Genomic DNA, 14997 nt, shown 5'->3' on the forward strand with positions numbered 1-14997 from the left:
GGAGACTGTGGGAAACGTCAGCCAGCCGATCCAACTGCTTTGGTTGAACTTTCGCATCAGCAAGTAGTCCAGTGGACCAACCAAGGCGATCAGGACGCCGATGATCACCGCCAAGACAGCGAAGCTGAATGGGCGTTTGAGGTCAAAACGATCCAGCGTCGCGCGGGTTTGGCCAGCCAAGTCTGCGAAGCCGCTGAGCCGAATGCTTTCGCTCACGTTGTCTTCGTCAGCATGCCGCAGCTGATCGCCGATCAAAAGCATGACCAAGTCCATCCGCTGGGGCCATTCGGCAAATTCGGGCGATTCCAGATCCGCCGCCAACACAGTGATGTTGCCAAACCCGGATACGTATCGAACAGCAAACGGTTGGCTCACCCGGCGGCTGGTTCGGCCGGAAATCAGCATTTCGCCGATGCCTTCGCGGCCAAAAGTTTTGGGAAGCTGAAGCCCCTCAAACTCAGGAAGTCGAGTCTGGCTGCTCGTGAACGTTTCCAAACCTGACGGGTCCATTCGAGTGGTTTTGGCGGTCGCAACCGCTTCGGGCAGCAACTCCGCCAACCAATCGGCCGTGTCCAGCAATGCCTCCGCATTCTCGCCCAGCGTCAGCAAGACTTGCCCGCCGTTGCGAACCCAATGTGCCAGCGCAGTTCGTTGCGATGCGCTGAGTTCTTTCAGGATCGGAATGCCAGCCGCGTTGATCACCATCAAGTCGATGCCATCTAAAGCCAACGCATGGTTTGGGACCGCGGCGGGATCCTGGATGTGAGTCACCGCGACCGAAGCTTCGCGGTTGAGCAGTTCGTTCACTCCGATCGTGTCGATGGTGAGCGTGTCGCCAAAGACCATGACCCAGGGCATTCCCAAAGGAATCATGGCGGCTCCGTTGGCTGGAACGCCTCTTTCGGGCAATCGCGTTTTCGCCAGAACTTGATCGCCAGATCGAATGATGATCGGGGCGGCTTCACTGCCGGGAATGACGAGCCCGAAAGGAGAGTTTTCGGAAAGGTTGGGTTGTTCGTAGGTAACAACCGCTCCGTCACCGTCGAGCGTTTCGATGACCAAGCCGCTGAGCTGCTCAACGGGAATCGCATCGCCGATGGTCGATTCGCCTTGCGCGGTCTTCAGTCGAATGGCGGTCCACTGGCCCGGTCGATAGTGACCTTGGATTCCTGCCCACTTCGCTTGGACGCTGGGGCCCATGGCGTCCTGTGCCGCGGCGGACGACCCTCGATGGATCGAAATTGTCGCCAGCAAGGCGATCGCGAAAATCGGGATCAGCGAAGACGTGAGTCTTTGGCTTTGGCGGATCTGTGCAAATGCGTTCCAACTGCTCATGGCTTTTCGCTCAGGCTGCATTCGCATTGAAAACGCCCACACCCCGGGCAACCATTGCCGTACTTCTTCGACAAAGCGTCGGCCAAATCGATGTCGGCGACGTTTGCGATCGTGAACAACCAAGCGATCACGTCGGCAAATTCTTCTGCCAAATTTTCGCGGTCATCCCCCCGTAAGGCGGAGGCGAGTTCACCGACCTCCTCCATCAACCACATGAATGTTCCATCCACACCGCGAGCGACGTCTTTGTCGTAGTACATGCGGTGGATGTGCTTTTGCAAATCCGCGATCGAGAGATCTTTGCTGGGAGACGTCATGAAGAAGTCGGGCGGAGAAGGCGGAATTCGGCAAAGGCCGAGTGGAAGATTGGATTCGAGATTGCGGGTCAGGCTACTTTGAACCGTCAAACACGCAAAAAATCTTTATTCGATCGATTCGGATGATAGGCCAATTCGACTGCGAGGCGTATTCTAGCGACCCGAATCGGAACCGCGAGGCACCTTGGCATGCCTCCCTCTTGTGTCACGCTGTCCCCTTCCGTTCCGCCCAATTTCGGCACACTTGCAACCAGTCGCATGGAATCCACTTCGAAATCCGAAGTTCCCTCAACGCCTTCAGCCAAAGCGGCAAAAATTAAACCGGCCAAGCTGAACTCGTACCCGTTTTACAGCCCGCGTTTTTGGCACGGGATGCGGCCAGCCGCATGGTGGCGTTTGCTGCGCAGTGGCAGTTTCGAAATCAGTCCATCGCGAATCCCGATGGTGATCAGCGTTTCACTGACAACATTCGTCAACACGCTGTTGACGTGGCTGCAGAACGTTTTGTTCGCGCGACGGCTGCGAGAAGCTGAATTGCACGGGCCTCCGGTCTTCATCGTCGGCCACTGGCGAAGCGGCACAACGTTGCTGCATGAGTTGATGGTCCGCGACGAACGCTTCAGCAGCCCGTCGACGTTTCAGTGCTTTGCACCCTCGCATTTTCTCGTGACCCAGTGGTTCTTTCGGAAATTCGCCAGTTGGTTGCTGCCGGGCAAGCGTCCGATGGACAACATGGATGCGGGGTGGGAGCGGCCACAAGAGGACGAGTTTGCGTTGATGAACCTGGGGCTGCCCTCGCCATATCGCAGAATCGCGTTTCCGCGAAGAAATCAGGTCGACATGGAGTATTTGGACCTGATCGACGTGTCCAACGAGGATCGCGAAACTTGGTTGTCGACGCTGCGGTCGTTTTTGTTGCGAGTCAGCGTGTCGACGAATCGGCCTTTGGTGATCAAAAGTCCAACGCACACCGGCCGAACCGGTCATTTGGCTCGAGCTTTCCCGCAAGCCAAGTTTGTTCACATCACTCGCGATCCGCGGTCGCTGTTTCCAAGCACCTGTCGGCTGTGGCGAAGTTTGGACGAGGTTCAATCGTTGCAAACCAGCGATGAAGAAGGGCTGGATGAATACGTGCTGACTTGTCTGTCAAAGATGTACGACTCGTTTCATGCGGATCGTCAGGAGATCGACGAGCATCACATCATCGATATTCGTTACGAAGACTTGATCGCCGATCCGGTTGGCACTTTGCGAACGATCTACGAGTCGTTGCGGTTGAGCGATTTCGATACGGTCAGCGAAGACATCCAAGATTGGGCCGACAACGAACATCGGCAGTACAAAACCAACAAGCACCAATTGGATCCGGATCAAGAAAAGCTCCTGCTGGATCGTTGGAGCGACTATTTTGACCGGTACGGATACCGTTGATCTTTTTTTGAATTCACTGGATCGTTTGGATAATGATGAACCGAATCTTCTCTCGCTCGTCCTATGCGTTCACGATTGCGACTTGCTTGTGCGCCAGCATGATCGTTGCGGGTTGCTCGTCTTCCGCGACAACGGAGTCAACGGACAAAGAAGCTGAAACCACGACCGGCTCGGTTGCCGCGATCGATGAGTTGCCGCCGGAGTCTCCCGAGGCTTCCTTTGAGCCGCCCGTTTTTGAAGCCGACGCCGAGAAGTTGTTGGCCAGTCGTTTGCCGATCGAACGAACCCAAGAGGGTTGGATTCGATTGTTTGACGGGCACACTTTGTTTGGGTGGGTGATCGGTGGGAATGCCAACTTCCGAGTGGAAGATGAAACCATCGTGGCCGATCAAGGCGAGAATTGTTTGCTGACCACGTCGACGCAGTGGAGCGACTACGAATTGGAATTGCAGTTCCAATGCGATGAAGAGACCAACTCGGGTGTGTTTGTACGCACGACGCTGGATCCGCAGAGCGTTCAAACGGATTGCTATGAGGTCAACATCGCACCGCCGTCGAATCCGTTTCCAACCGGAGGCGTGGTGCAGCGATCGAAAGGCGAAACGTTCGACACCGACCCTGAGACATGGCACACGATGAACATCTTGTGCGATGGTGCAACGTTGCGAGTCACGATCGACGGAACCGTGACTTGCGAATTGGATGATGCGACGCAGCCGACCTCCGGATACATCGGATTGCAACATCGCGAAGGCCGAATCACTTTCAAAGACATTCAGTTGCGTCCATTGGGTCTGAAGAATTTGTTGGCCGATGGCTTGGAAGGTTGGACCGTTCGGGAAGGAATGGATGGCGAATACCGAATCAATGACGATGGTCATTTGGTCGTCGACGGCGGCAAGCAACAGCTTGAAACGGAGGCTGTGTTCGGCGACTTCGTCATGTTGGCTGATTACAAAATGGATGATCCAAAATCCAACTCGGGTTTGTTCTTTCGCGCCATCCCCGGCGATGAAATGATGGGCTACGAGTGCCAGGTCAGCAACGAGTTGATCGATGGCAATCCGTTGCAGCCCGCTGACTGCGGTGCCGGCGGGATCTTTCGTCGACAAGACGCTCGTGTGGTTGCCGGTGAACCGGAGCGATGGAATTCAATCTTGCTCGTCGCCGAAGGCAATCACTTCGCAACTTGGGTCAACGGTTTGCAGGTGACCGATATCGTTGACACTCGCAAGGCGGATGAAAATCCTCGCCGAGGACTTCGGTTGGAGCCCGGTTCGATCATCGTGCAGGGACACGACAAGACTACGCAAGCGACCTATCGCCAAATCGCAGTTGCCGAAAAGGTCGCCGCAGAAGGCGGTGAATAGTGGTGGCGATGAGGCGGACGCGAGGCGGTTACGAAGCGTTTTGGTCGCTCGCATTGTTGGCTTTGATGGCCGCAACATTTCGGCTTTGGCTGCCGGCTAGCTGGATCGGAACGGGGGATTACCCCGCGGTGCCAATGTTTGATCTGGCGAAGGTCGGATTGACGCAGCAAGCCGCCGGTTTGGTTTCCTTCGCAGCGACGCTCGCGATTGTGGTTGCTTGTTTCGCGACCGTTGGATTGGGACGATCGCGTTTGACATGGCCGATCATCGCAGTGTCGCTGGCGACCGCAGTGGTGCTGGATCAGCATCGATTGCAACCTTGGGCTTATCAATCGTTTCTCTACGCCATCTTGTTCGCGGCTGCTCCACGGGACGAGTCGGGGCGTTTGTCTGAATCAACCTTCCGTTTGGTTCGCTTGCTGACGATCAGCGTGTACGTATTCAGTGCGGTTGGCAAATTTGATTTTCAGTTTTTGCACACCGTTGGCCAGGACTTCCTCAAAGCTCCGCTGCAATGGGTCGGCGTTGATGTATCGGCTTGGTCGGCAAGGACCAGGCTGATTGCCGCGGCTAGCTTCCCGGCCTTTGAATTGTGCGTTGCGATTGCACTGAGTTGGCCTCGGACTCGGATGCTGGGCGTTTGGATGGCGACGGTGATGCACCTCGGGTTGATCGCGGTGTTGTCACCGATGGGATTGGGGCACAGCCCCGGTGTGATCGTCTGGAACGCTGTGATGGCGATGCAAGCCTGGTGGTTGTTCGCCGGAACCGTTGTGGAAGTTGAAGACAAGCCGAACCCAGAGATTCGCCGCGTGGGGGCTCTGTCTTGGGCGGTTGTTGTGATCGCTCTCGTGATGCCGGTATTCGAGCGAGCAGGCTACTGGGATCACTGGTTTGCGTGGGCGTTGTACTCACCGCACAGCAGCCGAGTCACGCTTCAGATTCACGAGTCAGCGATCGACCAATTGCCCGAAGAATGGCAGGCCGCAATCACCGCCGATAATGATTCGGATCGATGGCACGATTTTCATCTCGGTCAGTTATCGCTGGCCGTTCGAAAAGTGCCCTCCGTTCCACAGGCTCGGTATCAGTGGGCGCTGGCGGATCGGATCATCCAGCAGTTCGGTATCGAGAACCAGGTTCGCGGCAAAGTTCAATCCGCATCCGACCGTTGGACGGGCGAACGAGACGAGCAGTGGTGGACTCGGCCGGACGAGTTTGAGAAAGCCGGCAAGCAGTTTTGGTTGGTGCCCTGACCACCGATCGCGAGATCACTCTGCGATTGATTCGGCGGCGTCTTCCGGCACTGATTCTGGTTCTGCTGAGTCAGCATCGTCGACTGGTGCATCGGAATCTTCTGATGCACCCGTTTCGTCCGAATCGTTCTCGGCGTCCGGTTCACGCAATTGAAGGATGATTGCATCGTCGACCACTTCGATCTTGTCAAACTTCCGCAGCAGTTCCGCTGTCTCAACATCGTCGTAGGCGTCTTTCGCAAGGTTTTGTTGTGCGAGGCCTTCCATGAATGATTCCGGGATGGGCTCGCCTTTGACACTGGCGCTGGTCAGACGCACGACCAAAACGCCATTGTCCATCGAGACTTCGAACTCGGCATCGGCGTTGAAGTAACGTCCTTTGCCGCCGGGAATCATGTCGGTCGGCAAAGTGATTTGACCGTACAGTCGGCTCTCTTCGATTCGCACGTACGCTTTGCCTCGTAATTCTTCGTTGGCCGAGATCAATGCGTTGATCTCGTCGCTGGTCAAACGCAACTCTCGGGGAGCGTCGGCGTCAACCGGCGAAGGATCGGTCGTCTCAAGTTCATCGCCAGTGATCTCGCCGTCGATGGTTGTTTCGTCGTCTTGAGAGCCGGATTTAACTTGTTCGCTGAACGCGTCGATCCGGGCCTGCAGCTCATCCAAGCGTTCTTGTTCCCATTCGACAACGGGGACTTCGGCGGGCCGATCGTCGGTGTATTTTTCGACTTGGCCGGTGAACAAGTAATAGGCACCGAAGACGCTGGCGACCAACAACACGATCGCGAAAGTGAGCGTTCCTAAGCATCCCCAAATGACGCAGCCCCAACCAGATTTTTTGGCAGGTTGCACCATGACGTTTGGATCGTTCGGCGAACCAGATTGAAACGGATCGGTGGGATGCGTCGACATGTTCAGACTTCCTTGAGTTGGAGCACTGCTTGGCGAGCGCGGCGCAAAAAGTCAGCTTTGGGTTCGCCGGTTTCCAAAAAGATGGGAGCGCCGATCGTAATGCATGAGAGCAACGGAACCGGCAGCACTTCGCCACGCGGCAAGATTCGATTCACATTTTCGATGTAAACGGGGACCAATTCGAGGTCGGGGCGTTTCTTACCCAAGTAGTACAGGCCGCTTTTGAAGTCGCTCATTTCTTCGCCAGCTGATCGGCTTCCTTCTGGAAACACAATCAACGAATACAGGTCACCCATTTGCCGGATCATGATGTCGATCGGGCTTTTGTGGACCTTGATCTCTTTGCGATCAATCAACAAAGCGTTGAAGCTGCGTGCGATGTGTTCTTTGAACCAGCTCCCGGTCCAGTAGTCTTTTGCCGCGACTGGACGAGTCAACAGGCGTATTTCGTGCGGCAATGCCGACCAAAGCACCACCGCGTCGAGGTGGCTGGTGTGGTTGGCAAAGTAAATTCGTTGGCACGTGTCCGGCTGGCAATCCACCCACCGAACGGTGAAGCCGCTGAACATCTTTGCGAGCAGAACGATGATATGGCTGGTCAGTGTCATGCGACCAGTTTAATCAGCCAGCCGTTGCCCTCGAAGCACCCTTGATTGGGTTGGTGCGGGTTCGAGGAGCGGTTTCGGCAGAGGAAGCTCGTTGGCGGGCTCGTGATTTCTCTGTGAAAATTCGATGCACAAGCGATTGGTAGCCGTCCACCATCGATTGCAGCGATCCGGTGGCTTGAACCAATTCGCGGCCGTTTCGACCCAATTGTGAACTCCGCTGAGGATCGTTGAGCAGCATATCGATCGCTGCCACGAAGGACTGCACATCTTCGCTGGGGACCAGTTCGCCAGTTTTGCCCGGCAGAACGGTTTCGGAAATGGATCCCACGTCTGTGGCGACCACGGGGGTCTCACACGCGAGAGCTTCCAAGATTGAAACCGGTGAGGCTTCGTTGAGTGAGCAAAGCGTAAAAACATTCATGGCGGCGAGCAAACGAGGCGTGTCTCCACGATTGCCCAGCAGGTGAACTCGGTCGGTGAGTCCCAATTCTTCGATCAAAGGTTCGATCGTCGCTCGCTCGGGGCCGTCGCCAATAACCAGCGTTTGAAGGTCGGGATGCCGGTCGCGCAGTTTGGCAGCTGCGTGCATTAGCATCGAATGATTCTTTTCGCTTCGCAGCGCCGCTACGATTCCAATCAACGGAGTTTCTTCGGGCAGCCCGAGTTCTTCGCGAACGTTGGGTGCGGTGCGGCACTGGGCGGAAGGATGAAAGCGATCGCAATCAATCCCGTTTCGAATCACGTTCACTTTGTTGGGCGGGAACTTCTCGAACGTACGCAGGAATTCGCCGTGTGATTCGGCAACGCCAATGAATGCATCGGTGATGGAAGTGAGCAAGCGGTTCAGACGTCCGACGCCGTCCGGCCAACCGGTGGAATGCAGTGCCGACGCGATCACAGGCACGCCCGCCATTTGCGCGGCCAAGCGTCCCCAAAACATCTTGTCTCCGGCACCGACGGTGATCACCGCATCGGCTTTTCGTTTGCGCATCAAACGAGCCAATCGAGGCAGCACCGCGACGTCGTACTTGCCACGGATCAGGTGGCTGTGGATCGGAAACTCGTTGGCAATTTCGGTTCCGAGTGGGCCTGGTTCTTTCAGGCAAATCACTTCGGGACGGACAAGGTTCGGATCCATTCGCCGCATCAAATTGACGAGCAACGTTTCGGCACCACCGACCGGCATGCTGGTGATGATGAACATGCAGTTCAATGGGTGCTCGGCAGAGTTTGTGTTTGTGTTCATGAGAAAGCCAATTCGGGCTGACGAACTTTCGTGGCAACTTCCGGTGCAATGTTCAGCACGTCTTCTGTTGGCAGGGTCGGTCGCCGCAAGTTTTTTCGGTTGTCGTAGGTCAGCCAATTGCGAAAACGATTGAATTCTGGATCGCCATGAAAGCGGCGAATGTGAAACGAGTCGTCGCCAACCAGGTTGTAGGCGCCGTAGGCGCTGCAGATGCCAATCAGCCCGCACTTTCGAGCCGTTTCGATGACAGCGGGACGCATTTGCTCGGGCAATCCAAATGGAACGGCGAGATACCGAACCGGTCGGTCGATCATCTCTTCGAGATTAGATTTCGCTTCAACGATTTCTTTGTTCAGCTCTTCGACCGTGTGAACTCGGTTGAAGTCGACGTGGTTGGCCGTGTGCAGTCCAATTTCGATGCCGCTATCTGCGGCCGCTTTGAGCTGCTCGATGGTGTTGATCGGCAGGGGGCGGTTAAGACGCAGGTCATGTTCGAACGGACGGCCGTGACGCACGTTTTCAGTGGTGACGAAGTATGTGCAGGGAATCCGATGGCGAATCAGCAGCGGTAAAGCGAGCTCGCAGTTTTCCGAGTACCCATCGTCGAATGTAAATGTGACTGACGGGCGCGGCGAATGGCCCGACTCGAGCCGTCGCTGCACTTCTTCCAGCGAGATCAATTCAAAGTTGTCCCGGCAGTAGTCAACGTGCCGCTCGAATTCGCGTTTTGAGATCGTCCACGGATTGATCGGTTCGTCCGCAACCCGGTGATAGAAAAGCACCGACATGGGTGCTTCGCCACGCTCGCACATGCGTTGGATTTGCTTTTTCCGCCAAGGCGTTTGGACGGCCAGCCGGGTGGAGATCGCGAGTGAGCGGAGCAGTTGCATGATGACGTGGGCGGTGAGCGTGATGGAGCAGTGGAAAAAGCTACGCCGCCTTGGGGGGGAATGTGAAACCCATGGGAAACAGGTTTCAAGGTTCTACTCGTTCGCGAATCAAATATTCCGGTTATGCGTGCTGAATGACCGCGTGAGAAGCAAAGGAGTAGCCATCCGAACAGGTGTTTGGTGGGTGTTGCGTTGGGGAGTCTCAATCGACGGTGGCGATTTGGCTTGTCTCGCGAGGCAGCGTTTTGTTACGCCCGACACAATGAATCACACTCGACGTCCGACCGAACGCCGCCGAAGGGTCATGCTCACCACCGCGGGCGGCGACACCGGAAACACGACGGCCAAACAGAAGGCGGTCCAGCAGCAATGGCGAGAAGCTCGCCGGCCCGCTGTCGCCTACGGGTCCCGTGTTCGCAGGTGCTTGCGCGGACGTTGGTTCTCTTTGGTTCCCGTCCAAAGGTCGGCGGTTTTCGGCTTGATGGCGACGGTGATCTCCGTCGCTTTCGTGCTGATCGGATTGCACTACGCATCAGTCGCTTGGCCAGCACTGGCGGAACGTCCATCGGTCACGGCAGTCACTCGCATTGATGCCGTGGGCAGTTTGGGACGCTACTGCACCAGCATGTTGATGCTGGGAATCGCAGGCGCGTCTTGGTTGGTCTACCAGCTTCGGCGATATCGAAACGATGATTTCCAAGGGCACTATCGGCTGTGGCGACTCGTCACCGTGATGGCTTTGCTAGGCAGCGTCGCGACGATGGTTCCGTTGATCGATTTGTTGGGCGGTGTGACCGAGTGGGCATTGGGAAAACGCGTGGCTCTGTCCGGTAGTGATTGGGTGAAGTTACTGCTGACCGTTGGTGGAGCGGTGATGTTATTGCGCACCACGGCCGAAATTTGGAAGCACCGAGTCGCAGCATCATGGATGTTTGCTGGTTGGTTGGCGGCGTTGTTGCCTGTTGCTGAGAATTGGAACTTGCTCGCGATCGATACACCGCTTCGTTGGACCGCGTTTACGTCAGCGATGTTGGTTGCAGCATCGTGTTGGTTTTGCGCGACTGTCATGTATCTGCGAACGCTCTACATGGATGTCCGAGGGATTCAGCGACCAGCGAGCTTGGTAGTCCGAGTTCGGCAAGCGTCGGCCGAGCAATGGGAAAGCATGCGTGATTGGACCAAACGCGAACCCAAGCCACCAAAGCCCGCGAAAGAACTGAAAGTCAAGAAGGCTCCGGAACCGAAACGGCCCGAGAAGCAGGTTGAGACAAAGCCTAAGGAAACAACTGAGACAGATGAGAAACCGGCACGCAAACGACGGTTCTGGCAACGTGCCGAAGCGTCGCCCGCGAGCGATGAGCCATCGAGCCGTCGTGATCAAGCGTCCAAGCAAGATGATGAAATCGACGAGGCTGCGAACGAAGTGTCGTCCAACGATGAACAGGACAATGAAGAGACGTCCAGCAAGCGAGCCTCCAAATGGAAGTTCTGGGGACGCAAGCGAAAGCACGTGGACTCGGAGGAAGAAACCATCGAGGACGAGCAAGAGGAATTGTCAGCCGCTGAAACCGAAGCCGACGACACCGAAGCAGACGACGCCAAGCCGAAAGCCAAACGTTCTTGGTTCCCCAAGTGGAAGCGTAAACCGAAAACTGATGGAGATGATGGTTCGGACGTCGAGGAAGAGCCGGCCAAGATGACTCAGACCGACGATTCAGAGAACGAAGATGCAGACGCGGCGCCGAAGAAGCGACGTTTCGGATTGAAGTTCCCATCGCTCGGCCGCAAGGCCAAGAAGAATGCGACGGATGACGAATCCGAAACACAAGAAGAGGTCTCGGCGTCAGATTTCGAAGAGGTTGCGGATTCGCGATCCAACGACCATTCGTCGTCCAATCAAAACTCCTACGATGATTCTCAGCCTGATTACAGCGAGATGAATGAAGAGGACATTGATTGGTCCGGTATGAGCAAAGCGGAGCGTCGTCGTGTTCGCAAACAGCTCAAACGCGGTGGCCGTGCCGCTTAGCACCAGGTTGATGAAACATCGGTCTCGCCATTTGGCTTCACCCGTGCGTTGCCAAGTGAAGTCGACGTTCAGCGTCTGCGGCGAGCTTGCCAATCCTGAGGGATTTTCTAGCAGCCGGCAAAGTTTGACTTCGCGGCGCAGTTTGACTGATCCGCAACATTCGCCCGGCCGATAAAGACGATGTTCGCACGACCGTTCAGCCAGCAGTGATTGGTGAATCGGTTCGATGTGAGATGTTTCACGTCTTTCACCCACGGGGCTGTCTTCGCCGCTATGTCGGAGCAAGCATCCACGACCGAATCCGTTCTTCGCATTCAAACTGCGAAACCGGAGATTCCGATCGATACGCCAATGCGGCGATGGATCATGCAGTGGGGAACTGCTGTGGTTGGTGGAGTCACCGCGGTTGGCGACTTGGCGATGTTCACTTGGCAGATGTTCGTGTGGATGTTCACTCGAATGCCTCGACGTGACACGGTGTTGGTCAACTTTTATCAGGTTGGCGTGTTGAGCCTACCGGTCGTGGCACTTACCGGATCGTTCATCGGAATGGTGCTGGCGGTTCAGAGTTACTACCAGTTTCACACCATCGGATTGGAAACGCACCTCGGTGTTGTGATCAATACATCGTTGGTTCGGGAACTCGGGCCGGTGTTGGCGGCGACGATGTTGGCCGGGCGAGTTGGCGGCGCCATGGCGGCGGTGCTGGGAACGATGCGTGTGACGGAACAGATCGATGCGTTGACCACGATGGGTGCCGACCCGATTCACTATCTGGTCGTGCCGCGATTCATGGCGTGTCTGTTCTTGATTCCCGCACTGACTATCGTGGCGGACTTCATGGGAATCGTTGGCGGGTATTTCTACAGCGTCATCATTCTCGGAATCGACCGTGCCGCCTATCTGCATCATTCGCGTGAAGGCGTGGTCGCCTTTGATCTTTTCAACGGGATCTTCAAAAGCATTTTCTTCGGCGGCGTGATTGCCATCATCAGTTGTTATCGCGGTTTCAATTGCCAACCCGGAGCTGAGGGCGTTGGCAAAGCCGCGACGGAAGCGTTTGTGTATTCGTTCGTGATGATCCTGGCGATCGACCTGTTCCTGAACATCGTTTTGGACTGGGTGTATTTCAGTTTCTACCCGGAAGGCACGAGTCTGTTTTAGTGAGCGATTCCAACCCACCGATCGATCCATCCGGGCAAGACGCATCCGAACCGCAAGCTGAAGAATCAGCCGTCGCGGTGGCAGAGCGTCCATTGGTCGAAGTGGAAAACCTGGAAGTCACCTTTGATGGCCAAACGGTCTTGAAGGACATCGACTGCCAAATTGAACGCGGGCAAACCGTCGCCGTGATCGGTGAAAGTGGTTGCGGCAAAACCGTGTTCATGAAGACGATCGTGGCATTGGTGCAACCAACCGTCGGTCGTGTGATGTTTGACGGACAAGACTTGTCGGGGCTGAGTCCAGCTGAGTTGGCGATCGTTCGTCGGCGATTTGGGTTTGTGTTTCAACATGCGGCGCTATTCGACAGCATGAACATTTTCGACAACGTCGCCTTCCCGATTCGACAGAACGAAGAGGGCACTGACGATGCCGAAATCAACGATCGAGTGCGTCAGCACATCGGTGAGGTCGGATTGCCCGAAGAAGTGATTTACAAGCGGCCGGCTGAGTTGTCGGGCGGGATGCAAAAACGCGTCGGGTTGGCTCGTGCGTTGGTTCTCCGCCCGGAATTGGTTGTTTATGACGAACCAACCACCGGGTTGGATCCGATCATGAGCGATGTGATCAACGAATTGATTTTGAATACGCGCCGGATGTATCCGGTGACGAGCATCGTCGTCACCCACGACATGCACACCGCACGCAAAGTGGCTGACCGAGTGATTATGTTTTATCCGCGACGTCGGCTCGAACTCGATCAGTCGCAAATACTTTTTGACGCTCCACCGAGCCAACTCGAACACGCCGAAGATCGTCGTGTCCGCCAGTTTGTGCGAGGGGAAGCGGGGGATCGCATCCGCGAAATGTCTCAGGGGATGGGTTGAACCATGGATGACAGCAGACTTCGTTTTGGTGTGGGCGTGCTCGTGATCGCGGCGATTGGAATCGCGGTGATCCTCACGTTCTTGTTTGGTGCGTTCCCCGCGATCTTAAATCGCGAGTACACGTTGAACGTCTATTTCCCGTCCGCTGATGGGATCAATGTCAATGCGCCGGTGTATCGCGATGGCGTCAAAATCGGGCGCGTCGATGACATCCGGTTGCAGGAAGAAGGTGGCGTGAGGCTGATCCTTTCAATGGACGAGAGTGTCTCGATGACGCACCAGTACATTCCTCAAATTGGAATCGGGTCGCTGATCACCGGTGACTCGAAACTTGAGTTTCGCAAAGCCGACCGGCGTGAATTGATTGGGTTGTTCGATGACAATCCGGACTTGATAGAACAACCCTACACGGATGGCGAACTGTTCGACTATGGAAAAAAGTTGGAAGACCCATTCTCGTTGATCTTTGGGATGGAAGATGAACTCGTCTCGACGTTCCGAAGCGTGCGTGGTGCGGGGGATGCGATTCAAAATATTGGCAGCGACATCAAGGGATTGGTTCGCGATGTTCGTGGCGTGATTGGGCTGAGTCCAACCGCACCGGTATCGTCGCCATCGGTTCCAATGGGCGGCTTTCCTCAGTCGATGGCACCCGCTCCCGAGTGGGCCCGGCCGATTGTTTTGGCGACTCATTCAAGTCCGAAGGACGCTACGTCGAAGGGTGTGATTCAACAAGTGGCGATGCAACAACCGCTGCCACAGCAGGGCATGCAGCAGCCAACCATTCCTCCGCAGGGATTCACTCCGCCGCAAGGGTTTGGAACTCAGTTGGGGACACCATTGCCCGGCCAGCAAGGAATGCAGACTCCGCCAACGATCACACAATTGGCCGGGGATGCATCACAAGCGGTCAAAGAGTTCAGCTTCTTGGTTCGCGACATCAGGTCAATCATTGGTGACCCTCAAATACAGCGAAGCGTGAGTGATACGGTCGATCGATTGCCTGGTGTTTTGGACGAAGTCAAAGTCACTCTCGAAGACGCTCGCGAAACGTTTGAGACATTTCGTGATGTCGGTGGGCAATTCGAACAGGTCGGGATCGTTGCCGAGGACGCTGTTTCGCAAACCGCGAACGAATTGCAATCCACGCTTCGCAGCGTTCGATCGACGGCCAAGAGCTTTGAGGGCACAGCGGAGAACATCGAGGCCTTCACTGAACCGTTGGGTGAACGTGGCGGTGAGTTGATCGAAGCTGTTTTGGTGAGCTTGGCCAACGTTGACAACGCATTGGTGCAGTTGGATACGTTTGGTCGAACGCTCAACAGCAGTGACGGAACCGTTCGTCGTCTGCTGGAAGATGATGAGCTGTTCTACCAAGTCCAGCGTACCGTTCAGAACATCGAAGCGGCTTCGGCACGTCTGCGACCGATCCTCGATGACGTTCGCGTCTTCTCGGACAAGATCGCTCGTGACCCAAGGCAATTGGGCGTCCGCGGTGCGATCACCAACCGTCCCAGCGGAATGGGTTTGAAGTAAACCAATGCCCGCAAATGAT

At 55.8% G+C, this 14997-nt stretch carries 12 protein-coding genes and 1 pseudogene; 7 read left to right on the forward strand and 6 right to left on the reverse strand.

Annotated features, from left to right (window positions below; genetic code table 11):
• A pseudogene (locus B2R17_RS25150) lies at positions 1 to 1356 on the reverse strand (hypothetical protein); the annotation flags it as partial.
• On the reverse strand, positions 1332 to 1652 hold the full coding sequence (locus B2R17_RS25155) for a MazG nucleotide pyrophosphohydrolase domain-containing protein (RefSeq protein WP_008663028.1): 321 nt from the start codon (positions 1650 to 1652) through the stop codon (positions 1332 to 1334). The gene B2R17_RS25155 and the pseudogene B2R17_RS25150, both read right to left, overlap by 25 nt.
• A gap of 258 nt (positions 1653 to 1910) precedes the next feature.
• Between B2R17_RS25155 and B2R17_RS25160 the strand changes: the two genes are divergently transcribed.
• From B2R17_RS25160 to B2R17_RS25170, 3 genes are read left to right on the forward strand one after another with little or no spacing between them, the layout of a single operon-like run.
• Positions 1911 to 3083, forward strand: a complete 1173-nt coding sequence (locus tag B2R17_RS25160) for a sulfotransferase family protein (protein ID WP_008663026.1) — start codon at positions 1911 to 1913, stop codon at positions 3081 to 3083.
• 32 nt (positions 3084 to 3115) lie between these two features.
• A complete protein-coding gene (locus B2R17_RS25165) occupies positions 3116 to 4453 on the forward strand; it encodes a 3-keto-disaccharide hydrolase (RefSeq protein WP_008663025.1) in 1338 nt (445 codons plus the stop codon).
• 8 nt (positions 4454 to 4461) lie between these two features.
• Positions 4462 to 5709: a hypothetical protein gene (locus tag B2R17_RS25170; protein WP_286766172.1), complete on the forward strand. Its 1248-nt coding sequence runs from the start codon at positions 4462 to 4464 to the stop codon at positions 5707 to 5709.
• A gap of 15 nt (positions 5710 to 5724) precedes the next feature.
• Here B2R17_RS25170 and B2R17_RS25175 read toward each other — a convergent pair whose 3' ends face one another.
• The 4 genes from B2R17_RS25175 to B2R17_RS25190 are packed head-to-tail and all read right to left on the reverse strand — an operon-like array spanning position 5725 to position 9365.
• A complete protein-coding gene (locus B2R17_RS25175) occupies positions 5725 to 6621 on the reverse strand; it encodes a hypothetical protein (protein WP_286766173.1) in 897 nt (298 codons plus the stop codon).
• A 2-nt stretch (positions 6622 to 6623) separates the two neighbouring features.
• A complete protein-coding gene (locus tag B2R17_RS25180) occupies positions 6624 to 7229 on the reverse strand; it encodes a lysophospholipid acyltransferase family protein (protein WP_007332043.1) in 606 nt (201 codons plus the stop codon).
• 13 nt (positions 7230 to 7242) lie between these two features.
• Positions 7243 to 8433 carry a glycosyltransferase family 4 protein gene (locus tag B2R17_RS25185; protein WP_286766250.1) on the reverse strand — a complete coding sequence of 397 codons (1191 nt, stop codon included), beginning with the start codon at positions 8431 to 8433 and terminating at the stop codon, positions 7243 to 7245.
• Between the two features lie 38 nt (positions 8434 to 8471).
• Entirely contained in the window at positions 8472 to 9365 is an 894-nt protein-coding gene (locus tag B2R17_RS25190) for a polysaccharide deacetylase family protein (protein WP_286766174.1), read from the reverse strand.
• Positions 9366 to 9669: 304 nt separating this feature from the next.
• Between B2R17_RS25190 and B2R17_RS25195 the strand changes: the two genes are divergently transcribed.
• The 4 genes from B2R17_RS25195 (at position 9670) to B2R17_RS25210 (ending at position 14978) form a co-directional block, all read left to right on the forward strand.
• Positions 9670 to 11394, forward strand: a complete 1725-nt coding sequence (locus tag B2R17_RS25195; protein ID WP_286766175.1) for a hypothetical protein — start codon at positions 9670 to 9672, stop codon at positions 11392 to 11394.
• A gap of 273 nt (positions 11395 to 11667) precedes the next feature.
• Positions 11668 to 12558 carry an ABC transporter permease gene (locus tag B2R17_RS25200; RefSeq protein ID WP_339888272.1) on the forward strand — a complete coding sequence of 297 codons (891 nt, stop codon included), beginning with the start codon at positions 11668 to 11670 and terminating at the stop codon, positions 12556 to 12558.
• Positions 12558 to 13442: an ABC transporter ATP-binding protein gene (locus B2R17_RS25205; protein ID WP_286766177.1), complete on the forward strand. Its 885-nt coding sequence runs from the start codon at positions 12558 to 12560 to the stop codon at positions 13440 to 13442. The genes B2R17_RS25200 and B2R17_RS25205 overlap by 1 nt, the downstream gene beginning before the upstream one ends.
• A gap of 3 nt (positions 13443 to 13445) precedes the next feature.
• A complete protein-coding gene (locus B2R17_RS25210) occupies positions 13446 to 14978 on the forward strand; it encodes an MlaD family protein (protein WP_286766178.1) in 1533 nt (510 codons plus the stop codon).
• Positions 14979 to 14997: the final 19 nt, after the last annotated feature.

This window comes from Rhodopirellula sp. UBA1907 (assembly GCF_002337565.1).
Lineage (GTDB): Bacteria > Planctomycetota > Planctomycetia > Pirellulales > Pirellulaceae > Rhodopirellula > Rhodopirellula europaea.